This window comes from Paenibacillus sp. 05T425 (assembly GCF_056396205.1).
In genome coordinates this window covers 243,346-265,536 of record NZ_JBFTLA010000004.1, presented here as the reverse complement: position 1 = coordinate 265,536, position 22,191 = coordinate 243,346, and the positions used below count along the sequence as shown (strand labels likewise).

Below are 22,191 nucleotides of genomic sequence, written 5' to 3'. Positions count from 1 at the left end.
TGTTACTCGCAAAATATGCCCGTTTAGTCCGCATTCCATTCATCTGTTACAGGAGCGGCGACAGCATATGGAGAAGCGATTCAGCCGCCTTTTGCTTCCAAGGTCTTTTAGTGAATTGCTGGGCAAGCACCTGACGGCTCTGCTTTAGATCCTCGTTGAAATCGATTGATAACCTTTCTATCGCATCCGGATCGAACAGCAGTGCATTAAGCTCGAAGTTACTGTAAAAACTTCGCATATCCATATTCGCCGTACCTACTGAAGCGAGCATTTGATCGATGATCATCACCTTGGCATGAATGAAGCCTTTCTGATACCGATAAACCTTCACGCCTGCGTCCAGCATATCTTGGACATACGATAACGTCGTCAACAGCACAATCTTCGTATCGGCGATTCCCGGAATGATGAGTGAGACATTTACGCCGCTTTGCGCTGCTGTTCGTAATGCCATCACAAGACTTGGATCGGGGATGAAATAGGGTGTAGATATGCAAATACGCGACCTCGCCGCATTAATGGCGGCAAATGTTACGTCTAATATTTTCTGATCGTTGCGGCCCGGCTCGCTTGGAACGATAAGCACATTCTCCTTGCCCGAGTACGAATCCACTGGCATATAGCGCTGCACGTCCAGCTGCTCCTTGGAGGCAAAGGCCCAATCATTAAGAAACAACTGCTGCAAATCATGTACGACGTTGCCCTGCAGCTTAATATGCGTATCGCGCCAAAAGCCAAGACGCTTATCTTTGCCTAAGTACTCATCACCGATATTAATACCGCCCAGGAAACCAACAAGACCGTCTACGACTACGATTTTGCGATGATTCCGATAATTAAGACGACGTTCATAGAATGCAAACCGCGGCGGCAAAAAACAGCTCGTCTGAACGCCCGCATTGTGCAGGTCTTTCAAAAAATTCTCGCTTATATGCAGACTCCCGATCCCGTCATACACGATCCTTACCTCTACACCTTCCCGTGCTTTGCGAATGAGCATGTTAAGAAATCGCCTTCCAATGCCGTCATCGCGGATCGTATAATAATCCATATGAATATGATGCCTAGCCTCGCTCAATGCCTTCAATATTGCTTCAAACGTTGCTTCCCCATTCGTTAATATTTCCGAGTGATTACCTGCTTTTATTGCAAAAGGTGTCATCGTCGACAATAATTCGAACAGGTTCCTTTGGTTGACCAGTTCTGCGTTGTCCACTTCCTCGATGCGATGCACTTGATTATGCGATGAGGATTGCGGCTCAGGTATAGGTGAAGGATAACTGTGATAACTCTTGAATTTCCTCCCCATCTTACGATTTCTAAAGTCACGACCAACCATAATGTAAGCTAGAAAACCAACATAAGGGAATACTAAAGCAATAAGCAGCCAAGCGGTCATCTGCGAGGGCCTCCTATGCTCCATTAGCATAATTACGGCCAAAAACAAAATATACAGCAACAGTGCCGCAACTAGACAACCGAGCCAAGCGGCCATCTTAACCCTCCATTAACATATTATTTCTCTGTATGTAGTTTGGGCGTGAGCTATTGGCAGTATACGACTTGTTCGAAAAAAAAAAGAGCCCCACAGTCATAAATGACCGCAAAGCTCTTACCAATCAAACTCCGTTATGTTCGATGTATCTTTCAAGAATTCGTGCATGCATGCTTAACTTTCTTCTTATAAAAGACGGTAACGACCTGAAATGTAAACCGAGCTTGTAGCCGATTAGCTTCGCTCCAGATTCAATAATAAGCCGTGGAATGTGCAGCCATTGGCGTGAGTTAAGCAAAGCCTTAAGCTGCTGCTTCACAAGACCCGATCCGGCCTTGCCCACACCGCTGTAAGGCAGCATCCATGAATTGCAACTCATTGATACTCCGTTATCGAAATAGCGGCGCAGCTGCTGCATGATCGAATAGTTATGGGAATGATAGACGATCGCTTCCGCACAGTATGCAACCTTGAAGCCGGAAAGGATACAGCGGGCCGACATAAACAAATCTTCATTGAAAATAACCGGCGCTTGGAATTTCCCCATCGCCTCGAACGTATCTTTACGAATCGCCGCGCATACGTTGGAGCAGAAAAACGTCTTTATTCCCATTTGATTCACATGCTCAAACGACTTTAATTGCGAGTGTTCCGGATAATTATATTGTCTTGCCAGCTTCTCGAGAACATCCGCGCTTGGTCTTGCACATTGCCTGGCATAAGCGTAAACAACCTTATCCTTTTCCAGCAGCGGGTGAACAAGCTTTTCGATCATATGCTCATTCAGCGGCTCAGCGTCCTGCGTCATAAAAAGTAGAATATTACCTTCCGCTGCCTCAGCAGCCATATTGCGTGTACCGCCATGGTCGAACTCGCTTCTGCGTACCGTAATGACCTTAGCTCCCGCTTTCTCCGCTGCCTGCGGTGTTCCATCGGCCGATTCAGAATCAATCACGATGATCTCATAGGGCTGAAACGTTTGCTGCTTAAGCTTTTCTAAAAGAATATGTATATCAGGTCCTGCATTTAATGTAGGAATAATGACGGACACGCGACAAATCGATTGTTGCTCAGTAAGCATTTTTATTTATCAAGCCCTTCAGCACCGTCTTGTAAATAATCTTGATGTCGAATAGGAATGTCCAATTTTCGATGTAGAAAATGTCGTGAACGATACGTTCTTCGATCGAGGTGTCTCCACGCAGACCGTTCGTCTGCGCCCAACCCGTGATTCCCGGTCTGATCTGATGCTTAATCATATATTTCGGAATTTCTTCCTTAAATTGATTAACGAAATAAGGACGTTCCGGACGAGGACCTACAACGCTCATATGTCCTAACAATACGTTGAAAAACTGCGGGAGCTCATCCAGGCTTGTACGCCTGAGGAAGCTTCCGAACTTCGTACGGCGCGGGTCGTTCTTCACCGTCCACTGGGTATCCGAGTCTTTGCCAGACGATAGGCGCATGGAACGGAACTTATACATATGGAAGGACTTGCGGTCAAGCCCCATCCGCTCTTGCTTGAATAGAATAGGACCAGGCGACGTCAGCTTAATGCCGATCACTGCGAACAGCATAAGCGGAGACGTTACAAGAATCGCAGCAAGCGAGAACAAGATATCGAACCAACGCTTCATAATTCGGTTACTTAACTCATCAAGCGGAACATCCCTTACGTTAATGAGAGGAATGCCTGCGAAGTTATCGAAGAACGGCCTTGCTGGCAGCACATCGAAGAAATCCGGAATAATAAGCGTTTTGACACCCGACTTCTCACAAATGGATATAATTTCACTGTACTTTCCGTAGGCAGCTAATGGCAGAGCTATAATAACATCGTCTACTGTCTTCCCATCTATGGTCTGCTCCAGCTCGTCAAGTCTCCCTATAATCGGCTTCATATACCGATGCTCAGGCGCATGCCCCGACTGAAAATCATCAAGGAAACCAATAACCTCATAACCGAGCTCCGGATTATTTTGCAAATTATCATAGAATCTACGACCAACAGAACCCGCACCTAGAATTACAATATACCTCTTATTGAATCCTTGGCGGCGGAATGAGATTAATACCCTCTTAAGTACGAATCGATAGAAAGAAACAGCTACTATATTCATAGAAATAAAAATGATCAGAAATTCCCGAGAGACGTGTACTTCTTTGACGAAATATAATAAGCTCAGCAAGCCGAGGAAACTTATCAACTGCACTTGGAGCCCTTTAAGTAATTCATAAGAAAATGCTTTTCGTCTCTTAGGCGCATAGAATTGCAAGTAGACTCCAATTAATACGGTCGCAAAAGAATATATCGTTCCCCAGAGCAGATACGTTTTGAACGGAACAGAGGCATTATACGGAAGCCATGCGCTCTCGAACTTAAGCCAATAGGCTATCAAAAAAACGATTAACGTAATAAATAGGTCAGTCAGCATATAGAGCTGTGTCAGAAATCGCTGATTTTGTCGGATCATTTGCTTTAGACTCACCCGCAATCTACTAGAATTCGACTCTATCTGCATTGTAGCAAAATGGAAGGAAACTACCAACCTATTTTTTTAACTTGGCCTGCTGATTGATTCGTCGTCTTTTCCTCATCATAGATGGAAAAGTACGCAGTAATCTCGGAAAACATCCGAGCATGGCTGGCTCGCGGACAATGATATAACCTAGCTTCGCTACCTCCACCCCTGCGACAAGTGGCAGTATTCCGAACCAGTGCCAACCAAGCGGCTCGTTCTTGATGAGCGTATAGAACCGATTCATATAAGAATGCTGCCGCACGAATAACGGAATGGCGCTCCTACCTTCCTTCTTCCAGCCCCGCCCATGAAGAGCCCTCGCTGTATGGACATAATAAGAGCGCCAGCCTAGTCGTCTGGCGCGCCATGCCACATCCACATCCTCTTTGTACGCAAAGAATGTTTCGTCGAAGAACTGCCCCTCGAGTGAGATGTCATTTATCATGCGACGAGAATAGATGGCGGCTGCGCCTGATACGCCGAAGACATCACCTGACTGCTCCCAGAAAGCTGCAGATTCCCCCATCCCTCGATCTGTCGCTTGCCTCGATCGGCTCAGCGCTAGACCCGTGCTGTCTATAACAGCACGGTCACTGGCCAACAACAACTGCCCCGTTGCGCTTCCAATATGCGGATGCTGACCCATTACAGCAATAATGTCGGAAATATACGACGGCTGAAGCGTGACATCGGGATTCAGAACGACTGCGTAGTCGGCTTCATATGCTTTTATAGCTTGATTCTGACCACCAGCAAACCCGTTATTTACGTTATTTTCTATAAGCTGTATCGGTAATGCTTGTATAGCGGTATCCTGATACGTTCTTATGATTTTGCAGGAATCGTCCCTTGAGGCATTATCTACAATGACAATGCGCTCGATCGGATGCACTTGCTCACGAAGCGCATTTAAGCAATCTACAATATGTCTCGCACTATTATAAGTAACAATACAGATGCTGACGGACGCCATCTCTCGATCACTCGCCGTTCTTTAAATAATGTTGTAAAGCTTCCCGCCACGGTCGCAGCTCATGAAACCCGTTCGCTAGAATTGCGCCATGCGCCATAATAGAGTAAACAGGTCGAGGCGCAGGACGAGGAAACTCCGCCGTCGTACATGGCACTACCGTCACCTTCTTACCACTCTCTTCGAATATAGCTCTAGCAAATTCATACCACGAAGAGTTGCCTGAATTAGAGGCATGGTAGATACCATATTGCTCAGATTGAACTAATTGGATTAGAAAGGCAGCTAAATCATACGTATACGTTGGCGATCCTACCTGATCCGCAACAACAGTCAGCTGTTCCCGCTCCCCTGCCAGCTTAAGCATGGTCTTCACGAAGTTATTGCCATACCGCCCGTATACCCAAGATGTACGAACAATGAAATATCGTTCCATTAGGGACTGAACAGCACGCTCACCTGCTAGCTTGGACTTACCGTATATCGTTTGAGGATTCGTCTGATCTTGTTCTTGGTACGGCGTATTACCGGTTCCATCGAACACATAATCGGTGCTAATATAGCACATCTTCGCGCCGACAGTTGCTGCTGCCTCAGCTACATAGCGAGTTCCTTGCTCGTTCACGAGATAGGCAACATCCGGTTCAGTCTCCGCATTGTCAACTGCAGTATATGCAGCGCAATGTATCACCACATCCGGCTTATGTTGCTCCAAAACCGCTCGGCACTGCTTGGCAGATGTTATATCTAGCTCCTCTCGCGTCACACCTACGATGAGGATGTTATCTGCGTCCCACTCTGCCAACTCTCGTCCCAACTGCCCGCCCGCTCCAGTTACAACAATTTTAACCTTTGGAGCTTTTGCTGTCATGTTCGATTCTCCAAACGTTCCTGGTAATGCGTCACATAATTTTGCTGGTACGCGCCGGTTGCAACCTGCTCCATCCATTCTTTGTTGGAGAGATACCAATCGATCGTAGATCTGATACCACTCTCATAATCATACTTGGGCTGCCAACCAAGCTCACGCCGTATCTTGTCTGCATCTATAGCATAGCGACGATCATGTCCGAGACGATCCTTTACATAAGTGATCAGCGACTCCGGCTTGCCAAGAGCCTCCAATATGGTGCGGACAACTTGTAAGTTGTTGCGTTCATTACAACCGCCTACATTATATACTTCCCCGCTTTTACCTTGATGAAGAACAAGATCAATTGCACTGCAATGATCCTCTACATATAGCCAATCACGTATGTTTAATCCATCCCCGTATACAGGCAGCGGCTTATCGTTCAGCGCGTTCTGAATCATTAACGGAATCAGCTTCTCGGGAAACTGATAGGGCCCATAATTGTTCGAGCAACGCGTAATATTCACGTCAATTCCAAACGTCTCATGATAGGCTCTAACAAGCAGATCCGCACTTGCCTTGCTAGCCGAATAGGGACTATTCGGGGCAAGCGGTGTTTCCTCCGTGAACATCCCTGTATCTCCAAGCGTTCCATATACCTCATCCGTTGACACTTGTACGAACTTACCAACTTTATATTGTTTAGCGAGATCAAGTAATACCTGCGTACCCAATATGTTCGTTCGCACGAAAATATCAGGCTGCAGAATGCTCCGGTCCACATGTGATTCTGCTGCAAAATTTATAACCGCATCTATATCACTTTCGAATAGCGTCTCCAGCTCTCCGCGCTCCGCTATATCTGCTTTCAAGAAACGATAATTCGGATGCTCCTCCACTTCGCGTAAATTCTCAAGATTTCCAGCATAGGTCAACGCATCAACATTAATAATCCGATAAGCTGGGTATTTGCGCAACATATATATTATAAAATTACTTCCAATAAATCCTACTCCACCCGTTACAAGCAGTTTCACAATTTATGCTCACCCTTCGTATTCAAAGTTGCTATCTGCATCAGCGAATAAAGGCTGAATCCCGTCTTTATCCGACATTATAGGGTTGGATGTTGGCCAATCAATAGCTAATGCCTGGTCGTTCCAGGCGATACCTCGGTCATGTTCCTGAGAATATGGAGCATCCACTTTGTATTGTACTTCAGTATTGGGGGATAGCGTGCAAAAACCATGAGCAAAACCCTTAGGAACAAATAACTGGCGTTTGTTAGCCCCTGACAAAACAAAAGCCTCCCATTTACCGAAGGTAGGGGAGCCTTTTCTAATATCAACAACAACATCATATATCTCACCCGAAGTTACTCTAACGAGCTTAGATTGAGCGAATGGCTCTATCTGATAGTGCAACCCCCTAATAACAAAAGTCTCTACCGATAATGAATGATTGTCTTGTATAAAGACAGACTCGATTCCATGCTGTGAAAGCTTCATGAAGTTGTAGCTCTCCATAAAGAAACCTCGACTATCTTCGAAAACAACTGGATTGATCAGCTTAACACCTGATAGAGTCGTATTTTCAATCCTCAAATCATTCACCGCCATTTACATTTTAAACTTGCCGAAATGCTCGCCATAAACGATATCTTTCGCCAACTCATTTGCTCGACTGTATGAAGCGTGAGTTCCGGCATCCGTCCACCAGCCTTGCATTACTTCATAGGTTAGATTACCGGTCGCGATATAAGCATTATTAACATCCGTAATCTCAAGCTCGCCGCGCAGCGAAGGCTTCAAATCCCGAATAAATCCGAATACGCTGCTGTCATACATGTAGATGCCGGTGACCGCATAGTTACTCTTAGGCATACTTGGCTTTTCTTCGATCGATGCTATTACACTTCCTGTCAATTCTGGAACACCATATCTCTGAGGGTCATGTACCTCTTTAATCAAAATTTTGCCTCCAGTTTGTTGCTTCGAGAAATTATGAACATAAGGGACGATTGAATCGAAAAAAACATTATCACCAAGTATGACTACCATCTTATCGCCATTCACGAACTGTTCCGACAGACCGAGCGCTTGTGCGATTCCTCCTGCCTCATCTTGAACTTTGTATGTAAAATTCAATCCGAAATCTATTCCGCTTCCAAGCAGGTTAACGACGTCACCCATATGATCTTTACCTGTAACAATGAGAATTTCAGAGATACCGGCTTCTTTCAGTTTAGCAATGGCACAAAATATCATCGGATATTTTCCCACGGGGAGCAGGTGCTTGTTTGTAACTTTGGTCAGCGGATATAAACGCGATCCTGTTCCACCAGCTAATATGATACCCTTCATATGGACCACTTCCGGTTTCAGTTATATTATCCTTAAGATTCGATATAGCAATGCTAATTCTCTTGGGTCACTCGTGTTCGCTCTGAAATATTTATCATAGTGAATATCTATCCGATTTTCCCCTTCAGATAGATCGATGTGAAACTCAAATGTATGGAATTGGTTAATCGATTCTATCCGCACTCTGTCTACGACCTTATCATTTACAATCACCGTTATGCGTTGATCTTCGAAGAATGATTGAACTTCCATAGTTATTATTGCAGTACGTGCCTTCGTGGATTTTGCAACAATAGATGACGAAGATCCAATCCCCCATTGGATGACAGGATAATCACGGTCGGAGGAAGATTCGGGATAACTAATACCCTCTAGCGCTCTCCACCCTGTGAAGAACTTACGATGTATGGCATGCAATGGAGCGTTGTCTATCGTTATTCGTTCAGTCGTTTTTACATAAGCTTTGTCCGACATATTATACTGAATTTTCGACGAAAGTACATTTAATGATGGCTCTCCATCATAAGTTCTAGTTATGGCTTTCCCCCATTCTTCTTCTCTCTCCTCATAACTTCTAATCGTATCGATTTCATCCCAATATCCTTGTAAATTTTCCGACAATTGGCCTTTTCTTTTTCTAAAGATACCTAATGGCCCGTTTAATTGCCATAATGTTTCCCGCTGCGCAAATTTCATCCATAAATCAAAGTCGCCTGCAAGTTTCAACTTTGAATTAATTCCCCCAACTACATTCCATAAGTCGACTTTCCAGAAGGTTCCTTCTTGCTGCAAGAAAGTCCAAAATCTATTTTCAGCATAGCCTTCGCTGATAAGATAAGTCGGATAAGAAATGCTTTTCTCCTCGTATATTAACGTATTATCCTCACTTAAATAACAATGCTTACCAGTTACCCACTTGACATCTGGGTGTGAATTTCCTATCTTAATAATCGTTGAAAATGCGCCGGGAACGATGATGTCATCTGCATTAATCCAAGTCATGAAATGGTTATTTTGCATCATCATAAACTTAACAGCTTTATTAATGCCGTCATAGAGTCCACCATCCGCTTCGCTTTTAAAAGTAAACTCAACCCCCCGGCAAGCAACTGGAAAGATCCCTTCGTTCAGCATTTTTTCCCAATATTCAAGCACTTTTACTGTTCCATCAGTGGATTGTGCGTCTTGAACGTGATATCTGATATAAAAATCACCGGATTGCCCAACCACGCTGACGATGGTTTCGCTAATGGTTTTCTCTGCATTTCTGCAGGGTGTAACGATGTATATTATTTCTTTCATTTTGGCCGCTCCCGCTCTTAATGTGGTCCCTCAAATACTATAATGGATGAATGCCGATTTGCTCAATTGCCAGCCCTAGCGTCCGCTTATCATTCGATTGATTGTTGAAAAACTTGTAAGGCGACACCACGAACCGGCTTCGTATTTCTATCACATTCGAGTCCCCTAGGTTATCTACAACCAACGTGTAGGTAATCGAAGATGAGCCGTTCATTGTAAAGGTGTATTTTTTTCTTCCTACTTTTACAACAGCAGCTTCTCCTTCATTCGGACCAAAAGCGTATCCTTTAATTGCAAGTTCAAACTTTCTAGGTAATGCCGACTTTAGTTCAATTTTTGTCTTGCGCTTTGTCGTCCATCTTCCCCAGCCTTCAGCTGAATCAAATCCACTCATTGTCTTAACGAAAGAAGGCCTTCCGCTTCTGAAAAGCATGATACCGTCCTCAAGGTTAGCCCAGTACTCGTACTCTGATACCCTTTTCCTTTTAATATAGTCTTTATATCTCGAAATCAATTTTGATAATAATGGCGATTTCTTACTCCAACTCTTTATAATCGCGACAAATGATCGGTTATGCGCCTGATTGGATGGGAATAGCTCATTGCGAAATTTAGTATAAAAAATATTCGCCGCCTCGATATTACCGTATTTCTTTGCAATCGTCTCCCATTCTTGTAAGCAAGTAGAGAGCCTTTGTGCTGAAAGCCCTCCTCCAACGTAAATGGATACTACCTCATTAGAGTTGTAGAAGCGATGACCTGCCTCTTTGACTCTAAAGTAAAAATCATGATCTGCAGCGATATTCAAATTGCTATCGAATTTATATTTCCGTAGTACTTCAACTTTTGCAGCGACTGTTTGATGGCAGGGCATTCCAGCAAACCAATCATAGTTTAAATATCCATTTTGCAATCTGCGCCATGTGATGTCAAAATCCGCTGCATAATGAACCTCATCGATACCATCTTCTCTTGAATAGATATGATGGCCGTAGACTATGCTTGTCTCCGGGGGAACATGATCAAACAGTCTAGAGAGCGCATCACTAGATGCAAAAGAATCCCCCGCATTCATGAAGATAACCCAATCACCAGTTACATGATCTAGTGAATCAATCATCGTTGGATAGACACCCGAGTCTGGTTTTGAGTGCCAATAATTAATATGAGATTCATATTTTCGAATGATATTAACTGTATCATCAGTGGAGGCTCCATCGATAACTACATATTCCAAATTGGAATAGTTTTGATTTATGACACTTAGAATCGTATCTTCCAATTCAAGCTCCGCATTCCTGCAAACCGTAACGACAGATACTTTAGGTTTATTGCCGCTCTTATCTTCCCTGCTAGCCGTTTCCCACATCAGATTAATTCTGCCTTCGTACTCTTCGTTCTTAATAAACTTTACCAAATTCGTATAATTACTTGCCCATCTTTGATACCCCTTGATCGTAGATTCATGTGCACGGTAACCTATCCTATCAAGATCGACGCTTTCATCTACTTGCAAGGGATGAACGTCATGCGGGTTATATAAATACCCCGATGTACCGTTCGAAATGTATTGATTATAGGGTTCAATGTTCGGAGCAATAACACAACAACCCAAGTTCATCTGTCTAATAAAATCAAGCTCAAATAGAGATTGCTTAGTTGACGCAATATAGATATGGGGGTGTTCTAGTCCAGAAGGTTGCATGTCTTGCTTATTGAAAGATGCAATGCTACGAATGTTTTTACATAAATAAGTCATTGTCGAAATTGACATGCTTTCTTCAGACTCGAAAATAACTTCGATCTCGGAATTATGCTTCTCGATTGATTGTCCAATTGGTTTTGGATAATACTGAATATAAAAACAATTGCAATGGGATTCCGAAAATTTACTATAAATGCTACTCGATAAGCATAATATTTTTAGGTTTTTATTACTTTCAATAACATGAGGCAGCCCGGGATCTGCCAAATCACATAAGTCGGGCACAACTACAATATTTTGATACGATCGTATTGAGCTCCGCATTTGCACGTAGGCTTGAAATCCGCGAGCGATTACGGTCTCATAATCTTCTGGATTGACTTTTAAAGTCAGACCCGAATACTGAAACAGCTCCACGTCGCCAACCTGCCGGAGCATTTCTTCAACGATGTCATTTTCGAATTTACGATCCGTCAAATACAATATTTTCATCTTCTCGCTCCTAAAACGGCTCATTAAGACCTTTAATAAACCTTCTATAACACCATATGAATCCATATGGTGTGACTTGCTTTATTGACTTCTTAACGATTGTGACCGCTCTTCGTAGTGCTGCTTTCAACACAAGCTTCTTACTTCTTCTAAAAGCACGTGAAGGCGCTTCTATATAATCAATAATTTGATTTTTGTTAAGATTCCATTTGTGTCTCCCTGCTACTACCGTTTCATGGGCGTTCCTTTGAACTGCCTTTAGATTATTCATTTCAATGGGTTGAGGATTATTAACATCGAATAAAAATCCATTTATTCCGTGAACAATATATTCATTCATCGTTGGATTATCGGCGGCTATTACAACTTTCCCCATAGCCATTGCTTCAAGAAAAGAAAAACCGATACCCTCTCTAAGTCTTGGCGCAATATAAATACTCTTTGATTTCATTGTGTTTCTATAATCATCTTTACTTTCAAACCAGTCACTAAAGGTGATCTTATATTCGGCAACTTCATTCTCGGTTGGTGACACAAATTGCTGATATGGATCTACAGCTTTATGAATATGAATGGACTCGACTTCCGTAATCTCTATCAGCTTAGTTACGGTATGCCACGTAATCTCATTTCTTCTCTGCCAAAAGAAAACTGATATATGATCTAATTCTTGAAAGGTATCCGCTTCAGGGAAATGTTGAATATAAAATGCATTAAAATTTAAAGCCATAAGCTTCTTATGCAACGTAGAGCTAAAACAAACGATTTTTATATTACGGAGCGGATACCAAAAGTCTTCGCCTTGATCCCAAACGGCATCATACATTGGAAAATAAATCACATTACTGCATGTTATATTAGTCAGCATTTGCGGCGAAATATTTTGCCAAAAAACCACTGCCCGATATGTCTCGTTGATATGGCTTACATCTGGTTCTAACCCTGTTTGCCAGCTGTCGTCATAAATTAATTCCACCTCATATTTACTTTGCAGCAACTCAAGAATTGACGCGTTTGACTTGGTCTTTTCGTGATAGGAGTGGCCGATCACAACGATTTTATCCATAAACAACTCACTTTCACCCAAGAATTATCCGTTCTTCATTTTTTGCTTTTGATATATTCGTAATACTCCATAAGGCAATAAAAACTTTATGGTTCTTTTCACAAATTTGAATCCGCGTTTTATTAATTTGGTCAACTTCCATGCTCTTGAATTGTATATCAACTGTAACTCATGATGTATGAGTTCTCTTTCGCTTAACGCTTGAGCATTGACATAGACCATGGAATTGATTTCATTCTTAATTGCTTGTTTATCTTGAATCAACACACCGATTTCGTCCAGAAGAAATGATACTTTTTGGTTCAATTTCTCTCTGTCATTCGTTGCACTTTGAATTGCTGCAATTCTTTCCTGATCCAATCTTTCCTTCTCCGCTTCCAGTTCATTAATTCTTGAATTTAATTTGTTATTTTGATGAACGACGGTATCTCTTTCTGCGCTCAAGTCATCGTATTTCGTGACCAATAGTTTTTGCTCAGAATGATTGAGATCAAGTGCTATCTGCAGTTTTTCAATATCATTTCTTAATGAATCGCGCTCGATGGCAACAATTTTTTTTTCCGAGCTAACAGATAGATACGATTCCTCAACCCTGTTCAACTCGTTATGCAATTCGTAACTGACATCTATTGCATAATCCGCAATCGATTGAGACAAACCAGGTAAAATTCGTGGAATAGCTGCTTCATAAGTACTGTATGAATGTTTGATTAGTTCCATATAGAGCGATTTATATTTATCTCCCTGCTTTTCAAGCCGGAAGTGTTGCTCTGCGTACTCGCGACAATCAATTTCCGATATTCCACTTTCGCCGTTAAGGATAGCTAGAATGTGACGAGACATAGATTGCGTATCACCAAGAGCACACAAAAAACCTGTTACATGATTAACTATCGTATCCTTGATTCCACCAGTATCAAATGCAACAACAGGTGTACCGCAAGATAAACTTTCTAACATGAGATTGGGAAGGTTATCTTCTTCGGAAGGCAATACGAGAACATCGGATGCTGAATAGATTTTGGCGAGCAAGTGATCATCATTTAAGTAACCAAATGCTTTATAAGGAAGTCCCAAATCATCAAGTGCTTCCGATGTGTTACCAAAAGTGAAAATGCACAGCTCATCTTTGGCGATCAAAGATTTTATATACTCATTTTGTTTAAGGTAACTTAAGGATTCTATTAAATGTTTAAATCCTTTTCTTCGTTCCTTATGGTCTTGAGCTCCAAAGAGGATGATTTTGGTTTTATCCTTTATACCGAATTCTCTTCTGGCAACTAATTTATCATAGGGCTTAAAGATGTCCGTTTCTAAAGAATTCGAAATAACTTCAATTCTATTGTTTTTAAACACGGAACTTTCTCTTGCGCTTTCTGCCAGCCATTGGCTCGGTGTTACAATCGTAACATCCTTGGGCAGATGGTCGATTTTAGCTCTCAGTATCTGTTTCGTAATATCGTATGGGTTATATCGAAGCTGTGGGCAATGACTACAATCGTTCTTGTATTTTTCACAACCGTGCGTATAATGACAAGCTCCAGTAAATGGGTTCTGGTCATGCAACGTCCAAATTAAAGGTTTACCCAAACTTCTTAATTTCATAATTGCTTCTATTGATATAAACATTGAAATCCAATGCAAGTTGATTGCATCGTACTCATGGAGCGAATCGAGAAATTCAAACCCAACACTAGGGTACATAAGTGAAGAAATCGTGTTTCCATCTTTAATATTTCGATAAAAATACTTATTCGCAATTTCATTAAAAAGCTTATTATCTACTTCAGGAGTTGCAAGTTTAATAACATCGTCTTGCTGTGAAGTCTGGTGCTTAACGAATAGCTTACTCTCAACGCCGACCAAGTTTAATGCCTTATTCAATCTATATGCTGCTTTGCCTGCGCCACCCGCATCATGAGTATTTAATTGCGCAATTTTCAAATAAATCACCTTGCTTATTTAGTCTATTTTAAAAATAGATGCTTGATTTTGTTTTTGACTCTCATACTCAATGATCTAGTAGCGACAAGATGTTCAAATCCCGTCATTCTTTCCGCAAGTCTTATATTCTCTTGAATCAATGATTCCATTTTCGAAGTGACAGACTGCAGTTCATTCATCATATAATTGTATTTTGCGTCTTGCTCAGCTTTATACTCCACCAAGCTAGCCTGCATCTGTGAGTATTCTAACGCCCGCAGTCTCTCGGATATTTCGATCGACTTATTTATCGATAACCCTTCATAAGGGGTATACTTTCCCTCGTCCCTAGGCAACTGTTCAAGAAACAACTCTCTCCCTTTCTCTTTAAAATAAATGTCCGCAAGCTTTTGATTATTCGCTTCGTAATATTTCAAGATTGTCTTGCTGTCTTGCGGCGATAAAAACGGTACATATGCGTCCCTGTTCCTCATGCTTTCTGAGACTTGATGCATATTATGTGTCATGGTTCTATCGGAGTTCGGATGGTCGATTTTATCGATGATTCGTTTATATTCAAGAACGTCTCTGCCTAACCTGGTGTTCTCACTATTAATTGTTTTAAGGGGAACATTCCAATCTTTATGGTCGCTATATTGCAAGATATGCGTAAAGAAATCATTAATAATATCGCCATCTAGTTGTTGTGCCTCATACACTCTAATAATAATGTTTTCTTTTCTAAATACTGCCGCCCATTTCTCATAAAGCTTATATAGATCAAACCAATCTTTCCATTCCTCAAAATAGCTAAGTATATTTGTTTTTTTCTTTATTAATTTTTCATATCCGTCCTTAAGCATTTGGTTGTACCAAGATTCAATTCGATAATCCTGTCTTCTTGCATAAAATACTACCTTTACCTCTAGATTAAATTCAAAAGCTATTTTAGATATAGTTTCAATACTAAATTTTTCAAATTCATACGTCTTATGCTGATCGTACTTGATATGAGTAAAGAGAAGGTCTGGTCCCAATTGTCCTAAAGTCTCAACAGAGATAATCGACTTCTGGCATTGCTTTTGCTCCATAGACTGGACCATTTGAGAGAAAAACTGTCGTGTATTCGAAAGATCGTGTTCATGATTACACTTTTTCTCAAAATCACTTAGCAAGATTCGTACAAAGTTATAATGAGCAACTCCATAGTTCCCAGCTTCGAAGTGATCATATAATATTCCGCTATTTACTAGCTCCTCTTGATTGTTTGCTAGAAAAGTCTGAAGAGCTGAAGTTCCTGTTTTAGGCAAGCCGATGTGTAGCAAGAGCTGCTTCAAAATAACACCTCATATCGATACTCAAATATTATAGACCTTTATAAATCTCAACATTGTTTTTAATGTATACTTTTGCAGGGCTGAATCTTATCTTTTCTCTTTGCATAACTTCGAATACAACCGTATTTTCAACGTAATCATAGTAATGCGCCATTTGATTCGGAATAACCGGCTTCGTGACTTGTGCGGTTATATTATACGTCCCATCTTTTAAAGGTAATTGCGTTGTGAAATCGATAATTACCTTCTGGCCAGAATGGAAATCGATAATGCCAACCTCTTCAAACCTTGTTGTGCTGCCCAATATCTCGATATTTTTGTCATCTCTAATAAAATAGCCAACTACTGCTTCAATCGATTCGAAAAACTCAACATAAATTCTAATTCTGATTTTTTGGTTAAATTTAGCATAAGCAATAGGTTTACAGGAGTCGTCAAGCAGTTCGACATACTTGATTTTTGCCTCTCCGCTGCCATGACGAAATTGCTTAGTATTCTCGATGAACTCTGCGTTATCTTTAAACTTTAATTCACCACTTTTTTTGACATCATTATTTTTAACAACCTTTTCGCCTACTAAACTGAAAAATAAGTTTGACTGGTTGCGATTGAGCGATTCATCTCTTAATTCTTTGATGAATAAATCCGCTATCTCCGAAGCTTCGCCAATCGCGCACATTTCTCCAGATTTCAAGTAAATACATCTATCACATAAAACCTTAATCGTGTTAATATCATGCGTTACGAACAAAATTGTAGTTCCTTTGTTCATAATTTCATTCATTTTACTCATACATTTTGCTTGAAAATACATATCCCCAACAGATAGCGCTTCATCAACAATTAAAATATCTGGCTCTACGTTAATTGCGACGGCGAAGGCTAATCTTACGAACATGCCACTTGAGTATGTTTTGACTGGTTGATTAATAAAATCGCCGATATCCGCAAATTCAATAATCGCAGGCACCTTTTGTTCGACTTCTTCTCTGGTATACCCCATCATCGTTGTATTTAAATAAATATTTTGCATTCCTGTATATTCTGGGTTAAAACCCGCCCCCAGCTCCAATAAAGCAGATATTTTGCCATTTGCTTGAACGGATCCATTCGTCGGCGTCAATACCCCAGTAATAATTTTAAGCAAAGTTGATTTGCCCGATCCGTTTTTTCCAACTATGCCAATAGACTCGCCCTTTTTTATTTCAAATGAAATATCATTTAACGCATGAAATTCCTGATGATAATTTTTTGAGAATACGTTTAGAGACTCCTTCATACGGTCAATCGGCTTGTTGTACAATTTATAAATTTTAGAGAGAGCTTCGACCTTTATCGCAAAGTCATTGTTCATTCACTTACACCTCATTTACTAAAGTACATCTGCAAAGTGTGGTTTTAGTTTTTTATAAAAGCCAGCACCCACAACAAATAATAAGAGCGTCAAGCACCAAAACCATGCCGTTTGATTATAACGTTGCCAGAACCATACGTGATTAATTAAGGTGTCTCTATAGCCTTCTACAATATAATACATCGGATTCAATTTGAAAAAGGCTTGGTATTTCTCAGAAACCATTGTATACGGCCACATAATCGGAGTGAGCCACATTCCAAATTGCACGACAATCGTGACAATATTCGTTGCATCCTTAAAGAAGGGAGCAATAGTAGCTGTTATATAAGTAAGCGCCGTTACCAAAAGAACCATACAAAAAGAATAATACAATAATTGAATGTAAATGATCTCGGGGTAATATCCATAGACAGCAAAAATAAGAAGGAGAATTACTATAAATACTCCGTGTATAAAAGTTGCTGAAATGACTTTTATAGGGGGGAGCAAGCTAACTTTAAATACGACTTTCTTAATAAGATAGCTGTATTCTCCGAAACAATTGGCCGAACTCCCCCAAGCGTCCGCAAAAAAAAACCACGGAATTAACCCTGCAGCAAACCAACAAATAAAAGGCACATCCAACATGGCGGTCGAACGAAAACCCACTTGAAATACGAACCAAAAGGTTAGGAGTGTCATAACCGGTTGAATAAAAGCCCAAATGATTCCTAGAGCGGATCCAGAATAACGTGTCTTAAAATCATTTTGAGCAAAGCTCCATACTAAAACTCTGCTCTTCCATAATTCTTTGAATAACCGTTCAATCTTCTTCATTTATGTTGTCCCCCGAGAATTTCTATCCGTTGCAATAATTTGACGATAGAACTCATATAAAACTTCAGTGTTTATCGACCAGTCAAAGTGGTTTTCCGCAAATAACCTTCCGTTCTCCCCGATCCTCTCGCGAAGATTACCATCTTTCAACAGGAATTCGAGCTTATCCGCAATCTCAACTGCACTTCCTTCCTGTAAGAGGATGCAGTTGTTGCCCTCGGTTAAATAATGCCCGATATTGGTATTCGGTAATATAACAGGTTTCCCCATCGCAAAAAACTCCGGAAGCTTAGATGGAAAACGGTAATCATTAAATGCATCGGATTTGCCCGGCTGCACGAAAGCATCGGCTAGAGAAAGCACCTTCGGAAGCATCTCGCGCTCGATAAAACCCAATTCGACAAAGCAATCGCCCGCACTACTAATGACAGAGTCTTTAAAATGAACAAAATCTCGTCCTGTTCGGACAAGCTTTACGTGGATGCCTTTTCTATTTAACGCCGCTACCGCAAGGTAAAGGCTGTAAACTTCATTTTGATTAGAATGATGAACATTACCACTGTAAACGATTGTATGATATCCATCCGGAATCCCTAACTTCTTTTTTAAAGCGATATCCACTGAACGTTTATAGAATAACGTTTTATCATATCCAGGCCAAACTACTTTGCCGGGTATTTGAGATGGCTTAAACTCCAACAGCGTTTGAATTATAGTAGTAACACCGTTCGAACCATTCAGAAATTCCTTATATTTAATGGGATGTGAATAGTGTTTGTCCATTAAGCGTGTAATTATTTTCTCTGGGAGCTCGCGCAAATGTTCTGCTTTAATTTTGTATTTAGCTTCTACTATGGCTTCCTCGTTGTCCTCAAGATGAACGATATAAGGGCAGACGTAATGTTCGGCAATCCTCTTAGTGAACGATCCGACTATCTCTCTCGGCGTCCAAGCATGAATCAGGTCTGGTCCAGCACCATTGCGGAATTTAATCTTTTTCAAATCGCGAAAATTATAAATAGCGAACTTAGCCGTACCTATTACTTCGATCGACTCTTTATTTCGTGGTACGCAAACACCGCAATCCAGTCCTCTCTCTACCAAGTGATTCGCATAATGATAGATATGAATAGCGCTATTACTGGAAAAGTCGTGATAGTTTACAAATAGTATATTCACTTGAAATGCTCTCCCCAACGATCAACCATAAGCGACCGATCCATTTGGTTCACTGTTGAAGGCGCTTGAATATTAATGGCACGGATGATCGCCTTTGATGTCACCTTAATAGGTATCCCTTTACTTCTCGCTCGTAGACAGAGGTCTAAAACCGCGTCTAACGAAACAAACAATTCATTCAGTCCATTAAGAGCTTGAAACAATTGTTTCTTTATCATCATACAGATCGGCTCGTCGGATAGAATTGCCACCCCCCTGCTATTTTCGGAAACACTTTCGGCTACTACAATTGCCCCAGCCTGGAATGCTTCTAATAGCAGGATCATTTCTCTTAGCCATTCGGGGTTCGTAATTACATAGCGATTGCTTATCAATAGGATATTTTCACAATCTACCGCTTGTATTGCACGATTAACAGCCCTCGGAGAACCTAATGGATCGGTGGAGGATATCTCCAAGAGCTCATATTCTATCTCCTCACTACACTCGGTGAGCTCGGTGATAGAAGCGACGCAACTCTTCGACTCCCCACCAATTTCCTCATTCACCACAATAATTCTAACCTTGGCACAAACTTTACGCACCGGTGAATTCCCATCTTTACAAGCGAGTGCATGAGGAAATATACTATCGAGCCTTGTACTTACATCAGTACCTGTCTCTATCAACGTTTTCAGCATTCTCATGTAATATCGATACATTATTGCTTTGTATGCCTTATAAAATATTTTGGATAAACCATATTGCTGAATTTTCTTAATCGGCTTTGCTAGAAACTTGTTAGACATACTCATTCATACCTAGCTCTTTGAGCATATCTACCATGCTCTTCACTTCTTGTGCATTATCTTTTGAACAGATAAGCAAGGCGTCGTTTGTTTCCGCAATGATTAGATTATCCACACCGATTGTCGCAATCAATCGTTCGTTTCCAAAGACAATGCTATTTTTAGTTTTGAGACCGAGATGCTTAGCTTTCACGATATTACCTTCATCGTCCGGCGAAAAAATACTCCCTAGCGCGTCCCAACTTCCGACGTCATTCCAACCAAAATCTCCAGGAACGACAATGACTTCATCGCTTCTCTCAAGAATTCCGTAGTCTATAGAAATATTCTGCAGAGTGGGATACATCTCCGAAATAGCTTCCCATTCATTATCAGTCCCTATATGCTCATACACTTGCATAAAACTCTTGTACAGTCTAGGAAGATATCTGCGGAAGTTCTCGATAATAATACTCGTTTTCCACACGAACATTCCGCTATTCCACACGTAATTCCCGGATGCAAAATACATCTTGGCTTTCTCAAAATTAGGCTTCTCGACGAACTCAAACACATCAAACGCTTCGTCTAATGAATTGCTTTTATCAAAGTTAATATAACCATATCCCGTTGATGGGAAGGTTGGCTTAATTCCAATTGTGATCAGTTTGTCTTTCTCTTCTGCAAGAAGACAAGCCTTATCGAGTACCGTCCTGAAGCTTTCTTCGTTCGTAATGTAATGGTCAGAGGGGAGTACAACCATTACGGAATCCTTATACAGTTTGTCCAAGACCAAAGCAGCGTATAGAATACACGCCGCAGTATTCTTACCGACCGGCTCCCGTAAAATATTATTGCGAGGAACCTTGTCCAATAATATTTCTTCAACAAGCGAAGCTTGAGTTTGGTTGGTCACAATCATGGTGTTCTCAACCGAGATTATGCCCTCGTATCGGAGAATGGTGTCATTAATCATTATATCGTTGCCGCTAAGATTTAGGAGCTGTTTGGGCTTATTCTGCCTGGATAACGGCCAGAAGCGCGTTCCTCCGCCACCAGCCATTATCACCGCAAATCTATTCATTTGGATCCACTCCTATACTCATTACAAATTATGCAGATAGCTGTTGTAAGTGGATTGAATTCCATCGCTCAACTTTGTATTCGCCTGCCATCCTAGCGAATGTAGTTTTGAGACATCCAATAATTTTCGTGGAGTGCCATCCGGCTTTGTAGGATCTTTTGTAATCCTCCCATTAAAGCCTACAATCTCAGCAATTAGATGAGCTAATTCTAAGATTGAAATATCCTTGCCTGTGCCGACATTCACTGTCTCGTTCCCGTTATATTCTCTCATCAGGTATAGGCTCGCATCAGCTAGATCATCGACATATAAGAACTCTCGTCTCGGAGTACCGCTTCCCCAGATTACAACTTCCTGAATATCATTCAGTTTGGCTTCATGGAACTTACGAATCAACGCCGGCAGAACGTGAGAGTTCTGCAAGTCATAATTGTCATTCGGTCCAAATAAATTAGTAGGCATTGCGCTAATATAGTTGGTGCCGTACTGGCGATTATAGAACTCACACATCTTTAAACCTGCAATCTTGGCGATTGCATAGGCTTCGTTAGTCGGTTCGAGGTATCCACCGAGCAAATATTGCTCCTTGATTGGCTGATCTGCCATTTTGGGATAAATGCAGGAACTTCCGAGAAACAACAATTTATTAACGCCATGTTCATAGGAGGAATGGATTACATTCGACTCTATCATTAAGTTATTGTACATGAACTCAGCTGGATATGTATTATTGGCATGAATTCCACCGACCTTTGCTGCTGCAAGGAATACATATTCCGGTTTTTCCTCCGTGAAGAACTTCTCCACTTCCGTCTGTCGTGTTAAATCCAGCTCAGAGGATGTTCTGGTAATGATGTTACTGTAACCCTCATCCTCCAGCCTTCTAACGATTGCTGATCCGACCATCCCTCTATGACCGGCAACATAGACCCTGCTATTCTTTTCCACCGTTCATTC

Annotated in this window: 19 protein-coding genes; all 19 read right to left on the bottom strand. The window is 41.3% G+C overall.

Annotation, left to right across the window (positions count from 1 at the left end; translation table 11 throughout):
* Nucleotides 1–46: 46 nt before the first annotated feature.
* Nucleotides 47–1,495 carry a cardiolipin synthase gene (cls, locus tag AC1DF0_RS10170; protein WP_477573874.1) on the bottom strand — a complete coding sequence of 483 codons (1,449 nt, stop codon included), beginning with the start codon at nucleotides 1,493–1,495 and terminating at the stop codon, nucleotides 47–49.
* A gap of 124 nt (nucleotides 1,496–1,619) precedes the next feature.
* Complete coding sequence (locus tag AC1DF0_RS10165) at nucleotides 1,620–2,576, bottom strand: glycosyltransferase family 2 protein (RefSeq protein ID WP_477573873.1); 957 nt, start codon at nucleotides 2,574–2,576, stop codon at nucleotides 1,620–1,622.
* Nucleotides 2,566–3,972 (bottom strand): undecaprenyl-phosphate glucose phosphotransferase, encoded by a 1,407-nt coding sequence (locus AC1DF0_RS10160; protein ID WP_477573872.1) that lies wholly within the window; start codon nucleotides 3,970–3,972, stop codon nucleotides 2,566–2,568. The genes AC1DF0_RS10165 and AC1DF0_RS10160 overlap by 11 nt, the downstream gene beginning before the upstream one ends.
* A gap of 76 nt (nucleotides 3,973–4,048) precedes the next feature.
* Nucleotides 4,049–4,993 carry a glycosyltransferase family 2 protein gene (locus tag AC1DF0_RS10155; protein WP_477573871.1) on the bottom strand — a complete coding sequence of 315 codons (945 nt, stop codon included), beginning with the start codon at nucleotides 4,991–4,993 and terminating at the stop codon, nucleotides 4,049–4,051.
* A gap of 7 nt (nucleotides 4,994–5,000) precedes the next feature.
* Nucleotides 5,001–5,861 (bottom strand): dTDP-4-dehydrorhamnose reductase, encoded by an 861-nt coding sequence (gene rfbD / locus AC1DF0_RS10150; RefSeq protein WP_477573870.1) that lies wholly within the window; start codon nucleotides 5,859–5,861, stop codon nucleotides 5,001–5,003.
* On the bottom strand, nucleotides 5,858–6,880 hold the full coding sequence (rfbB, locus tag AC1DF0_RS10145) for a dTDP-glucose 4,6-dehydratase (protein WP_477573869.1): 1,023 nt from the start codon (nucleotides 6,878–6,880) through the stop codon (nucleotides 5,858–5,860). Before rfbB ends, rfbD begins: the two co-directional genes overlap by 4 nt.
* 9 nt (nucleotides 6,881–6,889) lie before the next feature.
* Nucleotides 6,890–7,462 carry a dTDP-4-dehydrorhamnose 3,5-epimerase gene (gene rfbC, locus AC1DF0_RS10140; RefSeq protein ID WP_477573868.1) on the bottom strand — a complete coding sequence of 191 codons (573 nt, stop codon included), beginning with the start codon at nucleotides 7,460–7,462 and terminating at the stop codon, nucleotides 6,890–6,892.
* On the bottom strand, nucleotides 7,463–8,206 hold the full coding sequence (locus AC1DF0_RS10135) for a sugar phosphate nucleotidyltransferase (RefSeq protein WP_477573867.1): 744 nt from the start codon (nucleotides 8,204–8,206) through the stop codon (nucleotides 7,463–7,465). It lies immediately after the preceding gene.
* A gap of 21 nt (nucleotides 8,207–8,227) precedes the next feature.
* Nucleotides 8,228–9,508, bottom strand: a complete 1,281-nt coding sequence (locus tag AC1DF0_RS10130; protein WP_477573866.1) for a glycosyltransferase — start codon at nucleotides 9,506–9,508, stop codon at nucleotides 8,228–8,230.
* Nucleotides 9,509–9,545: 37 nt separating this feature from the next.
* The gene (locus AC1DF0_RS10125; protein ID WP_477573865.1) at nucleotides 9,546–11,705 is read right to left on the bottom strand and encodes a glycosyltransferase family 2 protein; all 2,160 of its coding nucleotides are present in this window, start codon (nucleotides 11,703–11,705) and stop codon (nucleotides 9,546–9,548) included.
* Between the two features lie 10 nt (nucleotides 11,706–11,715).
* Nucleotides 11,716–12,771, bottom strand: coding sequence for a glycosyltransferase (locus AC1DF0_RS10120; protein ID WP_477573864.1), 1,056 nt, complete (start codon nucleotides 12,769–12,771; stop codon nucleotides 11,716–11,718).
* 24 nt (nucleotides 12,772–12,795) lie between these two features.
* Complete coding sequence (locus AC1DF0_RS10115) at nucleotides 12,796–14,715, bottom strand: glycosyltransferase (protein WP_477573863.1); 1,920 nt, start codon at nucleotides 14,713–14,715, stop codon at nucleotides 12,796–12,798.
* A gap of 23 nt (nucleotides 14,716–14,738) precedes the next feature.
* A complete protein-coding gene (locus tag AC1DF0_RS10110) occupies nucleotides 14,739–16,031 on the bottom strand; it encodes a hypothetical protein (protein WP_477573862.1) in 1,293 nt (430 codons plus the stop codon).
* A gap of 28 nt (nucleotides 16,032–16,059) precedes the next feature.
* A complete protein-coding gene (locus tag AC1DF0_RS10105) occupies nucleotides 16,060–17,385 on the bottom strand; it encodes an ABC transporter ATP-binding protein (protein ID WP_477573861.1) in 1,326 nt (441 codons plus the stop codon).
* An 18-nt stretch (nucleotides 17,386–17,403) separates the two neighbouring features.
* Nucleotides 17,404–18,204 (bottom strand): ABC transporter permease, encoded by an 801-nt coding sequence (locus AC1DF0_RS10100; protein ID WP_477573860.1) that lies wholly within the window; start codon nucleotides 18,202–18,204, stop codon nucleotides 17,404–17,406.
* On the bottom strand, nucleotides 18,205–19,383 hold the full coding sequence (locus AC1DF0_RS10095; RefSeq protein ID WP_477573859.1) for a glycosyltransferase: 1,179 nt from the start codon (nucleotides 19,381–19,383) through the stop codon (nucleotides 18,205–18,207).
* A complete protein-coding gene (locus tag AC1DF0_RS10090; RefSeq protein ID WP_477573858.1) occupies nucleotides 19,380–20,177 on the bottom strand; it encodes a glycosyltransferase family 2 protein in 798 nt (265 codons plus the stop codon). The genes AC1DF0_RS10095 and AC1DF0_RS10090 overlap by 4 nt, the downstream gene beginning before the upstream one ends.
* Complete coding sequence (locus tag AC1DF0_RS10085; protein WP_477573857.1) at nucleotides 20,164–21,234, bottom strand: mannose-1-phosphate guanylyltransferase; 1,071 nt, start codon at nucleotides 21,232–21,234, stop codon at nucleotides 20,164–20,166. Before AC1DF0_RS10085 ends, AC1DF0_RS10090 begins: the two co-directional genes overlap by 14 nt.
* 21 nt (nucleotides 21,235–21,255) lie before the next feature.
* Nucleotides 21,256–22,182 carry a GDP-L-fucose synthase gene (gene fcl / locus AC1DF0_RS10080; RefSeq protein WP_477573856.1) on the bottom strand — a complete coding sequence of 309 codons (927 nt, stop codon included), beginning with the start codon at nucleotides 22,180–22,182 and terminating at the stop codon, nucleotides 21,256–21,258.
* Nucleotides 22,183–22,191 lie beyond the last annotated feature (9 nt).